Annotated in this window: 6 protein-coding genes and 1 riboswitch; of the genes, 4 read left to right on the top strand and 2 right to left on the bottom strand. The window is 69.6% G+C overall.

Annotated features, from left to right (window positions below; genetic code table 11):
• Together GA0115259_RS02670 and GA0115259_RS02665 are read right to left on the bottom strand one after the other, a co-directional pair.
• Positions 1–310 (bottom strand): SseB family protein (locus GA0115259_RS02670; protein ID WP_141716429.1); only part of this gene is annotated, 310 nt, incomplete at its 3' end.
• Positions 311–416: 106 nt separating this feature from the next.
• Positions 417–1,103, bottom strand: coding sequence for an AAA family ATPase (locus GA0115259_RS02665; RefSeq protein ID WP_093590252.1), 687 nt, complete (start codon positions 1,101–1,103; stop codon positions 417–419).
• Positions 1,104–1,277: 174 nt separating this feature from the next.
• Positions 1,278–1,375: riboswitch (glycine riboswitch) on the top strand.
• Positions 1,376–1,522: 147 nt separating this feature from the next.
• Here GA0115259_RS02665 and gcvT point away from each other — a divergent pair.
• From gcvT to GA0115259_RS02645, 4 genes are all read left to right on the top strand, one after another.
• Positions 1,523–2,662, top strand: a complete 1,140-nt coding sequence (gcvT, locus tag GA0115259_RS02660) for a glycine cleavage system aminomethyltransferase GcvT (protein ID WP_093590249.1) — start codon at positions 1,523–1,525, stop codon at positions 2,660–2,662.
• A gap of 179 nt (positions 2,663–2,841) precedes the next feature.
• Positions 2,842–3,219, top strand: a complete 378-nt coding sequence (gcvH, locus tag GA0115259_RS02655; protein WP_093590245.1) for a glycine cleavage system protein GcvH — start codon at positions 2,842–2,844, stop codon at positions 3,217–3,219.
• 33 nt (positions 3,220–3,252) lie between these two features.
• A complete protein-coding gene (gene glyA, locus GA0115259_RS02650) occupies positions 3,253–4,524 on the top strand; it encodes a serine hydroxymethyltransferase (RefSeq protein ID WP_093590242.1) in 1,272 nt (423 codons plus the stop codon).
• 189 nt (positions 4,525–4,713) lie between these two features.
• Entirely contained in the window at positions 4,714–6,096 is a 1,383-nt protein-coding gene (locus GA0115259_RS02645) for an L-serine ammonia-lyase (RefSeq protein ID WP_093590239.1), read from the top strand.
• The last annotated feature ends 2 nt before the right edge of the window (positions 6,097–6,098 follow it).

Here is a 6,098-nt window from a genome sequence, read left to right as displayed (position 1 = left end):
TGACGGCGATACCGAGCTGTGGAGGCAGGCCACGGGCGAAGTCGCGGGCGGGCGCCACGGTGAAGGGCATATGGGCGCCGACGCACTGGAGGAACTGCTGCTGGGAGCTGAAGACCGGGACGTACGGCGCGCCCTCTATCTCCAGGGTCGGCAGATCGAGACCGGGACTGTCCGGGCCCCCGCCGTTGGGCAGCGGCACCCAGACCTCGCTGCGTCCGAGCACCTCCACCAGCCGCCCGCCCGCGCCCCGGCTGCCGAGCGAGGCGGCGAGCACCTCTTCCAGCTCATTGCCCGGCCATGCAGTATTCACAGTCTTCCTCCGCCCTCGTGCCTGCCGCAGCACCCTAACGCCGCAGGCAGGGGCTCATACCCGCGTGTGCGTGCGGCCCGTACCGCGCGCGGCGGTCAGCGCGCCGTCAGTCGCCCGGTCCGGGAAGGAAGACGATCCGGTCCAGGGCTCCCGCAGCGTCACGGTCCAGGAGCACCGCCGTGGCGCAGCCCTTGGGCAGGCGGCCCGATTCGGCGCCGCGCAGCAGACGGCGGACCGCCCTGCGGTGGCGCGCGAACGCGTACCCGGAGACGCCGCGACCACGCTCCCGCTGGCCCGCGCGGGCCACCTCCGGCGCCACGTCCAGCAGGACGAGATGGAGCCCGCGGCCACGTCTGCGGGCCTCGCGGGCCAGCCAGCGCCGTACCCATCTCTGCGTACCGCAGTCGTGCACGACCACGCTCTCGCCGGAGCGGAGCGCGCGCCGCAGTCCCGCGTAATGCGCTATACGGACGAGCGGGCGGTAGACGGCATAGGGGAGGCCGCCCGGCAGTCTGCGCTCCCAGCGGTCCCTGGCGTCCTGCGAGTCGATCCCGCCGCCCTCGGCGGCCCGCCGGATCAAGGTGGACTTGCCGCTGCCCGGCAGCCCGGAGACCACCACCAGATCGCCCGCGGTGAAGGCCAGGGCGCCCGGCACCCGGCCCCGGCGCCCTCTCAGATCCCGTACGACCGCCACGGGCCGTGTCACGGCTCGCCGGCCGGACACGCCCTGCTGAGCCGACTGCTGTGCCGGCACCCCCGCGGTCGTCACATATGCCCCGGACCTCTGCGACATCTTCGCCGTCCCCCTGTCAGCTCAGTCGGCCTGGCCCATGACCCTTGCCCACGAAGTGTAAAGAATTGGTAATGCGGCGCAAGCTTTTCACGCCGTCCGGCCAGTTGCGGGCCAGGCGCTCCGAACCACCCGGATGCGTGCGATGATGTGCCCGCCAACTGCATACCGGCCGTTTGAATCCGCGCGGGAGAGTCCCGGTCACCGTGTGCGCCGGGCGCCGAAGGAGCAAGTTCCTCCCTTGAATCTCTCAGGCCCCGTACCGCGCGGACGAGGCAGATCTGAAAAGCGGGCCGCAGTGCTGCGGCTCCACCCAAGGTGCAAGTCATGACCCCTGATACGGGTGGTCGTGGTGAACCTCTCAGGTTCCGATGACAGATGGGGAGGACCGTCCTCGTCGTCATGCCCTGGGAGCCACACCGATGAATCACGCCCCGCCGAGCAGCGCCCCCCGTACGACCGCCCTCGACGCCGTGCACCGCGCGCTGGGCGCGACCATGACCGACTTCGCGGGCTGGGACATGCCGCTGCGGTACGGCAGCGAGCGTGACGAGCACACCGCCGTACGGACGAGGGCCGGGCTCTTCGATCTCTCGCACATGGGCGAGATCGCCGTCTCGGGTCCGGCCGCGGGCCGGCTGCTCGACTACGCGCTGGTCGGCAATATCGGCGCCGTCGCCGTGGGCCGCGCGCGCTACACCATGATCTGCCGCGAGGACGGCGGGATCCTGGACGATCTGATCGTCTACCGCCTCGGCGAGAACGAGTATCTGGTCGTCGCCAACGCATCCAACGCCCAGACCGTGCTGGACGCGCTGACCGCCCGCGCGGCCGGCTTCGACGCCGAGGTACGGGACGACCGTGACGCGTATGCGCTGCTGGCCGTCCAGGGACCGCAGTCGCCGGGCATCCTCAAGACGCTGACCGACGCCGATCTGGACGGGCTCAAGTACTACGCGGGCCTGCCGGGCACCGTGGCCGGTGTCCCGGCGCTGATCGCCCGGACGGGCTACACCGGCGAGGACGGTTTCGAGCTCTTCGTCGAGCCCAAGCACGCGGAGACGCTGTGGCGGGCGCTGACCGAGGCGGGCGAGGGCGTCGGTCTGGTGCCGTGCGGGCTCTCCTGCCGCGACACGCTCCGGCTGGAGGCCGGGATGCCGCTGTACGGGAATGAGCTGACCACCGCTCTCACGCCGTTCGACGCGGGCCTCGGCCGGGTCGTGAAGTTCGAGAAGACGTCGAACGAGGGCGCCTTCGTCGGGCGCGAGGCCCTGGAGGCGGCGGCCGAGCGCGCCGCGGGCGCGCCGCCGCGCAAGCTGGTCGGTCTGATCGCCGAGGGCCGCCGGGTCCCGCGGGCGGGCTATCAGGTCGTCGCCGACGGCACGGTCGTCGGCGAGGTCACCTCGGGCGCGCCCTCCCCCACCCTGGGCAGGCCGATCGCCATGGCGTACGTCGACGCCTCGCACGCCGAGCCGGGCACGGCGGGCGTCGGGGTCGACATCCGGGGCACCCACGAGCCGTACGAGGTCGTGGCGCTGCCCTTCTACAAGCGCCAGAAGTGATACGGACGTCATCGGCCCCCCGTTCTGCCTTCGTTCCACAGGGATGCCGTCCCGGGGCCGTTCGGTTCCGGCCTCGTCCGTCTCCTTCCGGCTCCGTCCGGCTCCCTTCGTCCCGCTCCATCTCGTTCCGTAAGACAGCCGTTCCGCACCACTCCCCCGCGTACAGGAGAATTCAGGTCATGAGCAACCCCCAGCAGCTCCGCTACACCAAGGAGCACGAGTGGCTGACGGACCCCGTGGACGGGGTGTCGACGGTCGGGATCACCGAGTTCGCGGCCAACGCCCTCGGTGATGTCGTGTTCGCCCAGCTCCCCGAGGTCGGTGACACGGTGACCGCGGGCGAGTCCTGCGGAGAGCTGGAGTCGACCAAGTCGGTCAGCGATCTCTACGCCCCGGTGACCGGTGAGGTCACCGAGACGAACCAGGACGTGGTGGACGATCCCTCACTGGTGAACTCCGCTCCGTTCGAAGGCGGCTGGCTGTTCAAGGTGCGCGTGGCGGAAGAGCCGTCCGATCTGCTCACCGCCGACGAGTACCAAGACTTTTCCGGCAACTGACGTGCTCCGGCCACTGACACCCCAGGGACTGTGATGTCTTCGAAGTCGCTTCTGAACTCCTCGCTCCATGAGCTCGACCCGGATGTCGCCGCCGCGGTCGACGCCGAGCTCCACCGTCAGCAGTCCACGCTCGAAATGATCGCCTCGGAGAACTTCGCTCCGGTCGCGGTCATGGAGGCGCAGGGCTCCGTCCTGACCAACAAGTACGCCGAGGGCTATCCGGGCCGCCGCTACTACGGCGGCTGTGAGCATGTCGATGTGATCGAGCAGATCGCCATCGACCGGGTGAAGACGCTGTTCGGCGCCGAGCACGCGAACGTACAGCCGCACTCGGGCGCCCAGGCGAACGCGGCGGCGATGTTCGCGCTGCTCTCGCCCGGCGACACGATCATGGGTCTGAATCTCGCCCACGGCGGGCATCTCACTCATGGCATGAAGATCAACTTCTCCGGCAAGCTCTACAACGTCGTCGCCTACCACGTCGACGGCGAGACCGGTCAGATCGACATGGCCGAGGTCGAGCGGCTCGCCAAGGAGTCCCGTCCGAAGCTGATCGTGGCCGGCTGGTCGGCGTATCCCCGGCAGCTCGACTTCGCGGCGTTCCGTCGGATCGCGGACGAGGTCGGCGCGTATCTGATGGTCGACATGGCGCACTTCGCCGGTCTGGTCGCGGCCGGGCTGCACCCCAACCCGGTGCCGCACGCGCATGTCGTCACCACGACCACGCACAAGACGCTGGGCGGCCCGCGCGGCGGTGTGATCCTCTCCACCAAGGAGCTGGCGAAGAAGATCAACTCCGCCGTCTTCCCCGGTCAGCAGGGCGGTCCGCTTGAGCATGTCATCGCGGCCAAGGCGGTCTCCTTCAAGGTCGCGGCGACGGAGGAGTTCAAGGAGCGCCAGCGGCGCACTCTGGAGGGCGCCCGGATTCTCGCCGAGCGGCTGGTCCAGCCGGATGTGGCCGAGGCGGGCGTCTCCGTACTCTCCGGCGGTACGGATGTGCATCTGGTCCTGGTGGATCTGCGCGACTCCGAGCTGGACGGGCAGCAGGCCGAGGACCGGCTGCACGAGATCGGCATCACGGTCAACCGGAACGCCGTGCCGAACGATCCGCGTCCTCCGATGGTCACCTCGGGTCTGCGGATCGGTACGCCGGCGCTGGCCACACGCGGCTTCACCGCCGAGGACTTCACCGAGGTCGCGGAGATCATCGCGGCGGCGCTGAAGCCGTCGTTCGACCGTGACGAACTGGCCGGGCGGGTCTCCGCGCTGGCCGTGAAGCACCCGCTGTACCCGGGCCTGAAGTAAGTACTCAGGAGTACTCAGGCCTCTCCGGTCCGACGTCATCCGTTCGGCCGGGGTTCACGGGGCACCGCGCACACTGAACGTGCGGCGCGGTGCCCCGGATCGTATGTATGTACACATCTGTATGTACGCGTCATCTCTGCACCACCCCGGCAGACAACGGCGTCTACCAGTCAGCAAGGAGTCACGCACGTGGCCATCTCGGTCTTCGACCTGTTCTCGATCGGTATCGGCCCGTCCAGCTCCCATACGGTCGGTCCGATGCGCGCGGCCGGGATGTTCGCCCGCCGCCTCAAGAACGAGGGCCTGCTCGCCCACACCGCCTCGGTCCGGGCCGAGCTGTACGGTTCGCTGGGCGCGACCGGCCATGGCCACGGCACTCCGAAGGCCGTTCTGCTCGGCCTGGAGGGCAACTCACCGCGCACCGTCGACGTGGAGAGTGCGGACGAGCAGGCGGAACGTATCCGCAGCAGCGGCCGGCTCAGTGTGCTCGGTATGCACGAGATCGCCTTCGACGCCGGTACGGATCTGGTCCTGCACCGCCGCAAGGCCCTGCCGTACCACCCCAACGGGATGACGGTCCTCGCGTACGACGGCGACGGCGGCCTCCTCCTGGAGAAGACGTACTACTCCGTGGGCGGCGGATTCGTGGTGGACGAGGACGCCGTGGGCGAGGACCGGATCAAGCTCGACGACACCGTACTGAGGTATCCCTTCCGCACGGGCGACGAGCTGCTGCGGCTGTCGGGCGAGACGGGTCTGTCGATCTCCGCGCTGATGATGGAGAACGAGAAGGCCTGGCGTACCGAGGACGAGATCAGGGCCGGGCTGCTGGAGATCTGGCGGGTGATGCAGGCGTGTGTCTCGCGCGGGATGGCCCGCGAGGGCATCCTGCCGGGCGGACTGAAGGTCCGCCGCCGCGCCGCCCACTCCGCGCGCCAGCTCCGCGCCGAGGGCGATCCGCAGGCGCACGCCATGGAGTGGATCACGCTCTACGCGATGGCCGTGAACGAGGAGAACGCGGCGGGCGGCCGGGTGGTCACCGCGCCCACCAATGGCGCCGCGGGCATCATCCCGGCGGTCCTGCACTACTACATGAACTTCGCGGCGGGCGGCGCCACGTCGGCGGAGAAGGACGAGAACGTGGTCCGCTTCCTGCTGGCGGCGGGCGCCATCGGCATGCTCTTCAAGGAGAACGCCTCCATCTCCGGCGCCGAGGTCGGCTGCCAGGGCGAGGTCGGCTCCGCCTGCTCCATGGCGGCGGGCGCACTGGCCGAAGTCCTGGGCGGCAGCACGGAACAGGTCGAGAACGCGGCCGAGATCGGCATGGAACACAACCTGGGCCTGACCTGCGACCCGGTCGGCGGTCTGGTCCAGATCCCCTGCATCGAACGCAACGGCATGGCGGCGGTCAAGGCGGTCACAGCGGCAAAGATGGCCCTGCGCGGCGACGGCAGCCACAAGGTCTCCCTGGACAAGGTCATCAAGACCATGAAGGAGACGGGCGCGGACATGTCCGTCAAGTACAAGGAGACGGCCCGAGGCGGGCTCGCGGTGAACATCATCGAGTGCTGAGG

It is taken from the genome of Streptomyces sp. MnatMP-M17, from assembly GCF_900091995.1.
Lineage (GTDB): Bacteria > Actinomycetota > Actinomycetes > Streptomycetales > Streptomycetaceae > Streptomyces.
Note: the sequence above shows the minus strand (reverse complement) of the source record. Positions and strands in the feature narration are given on the sequence as shown.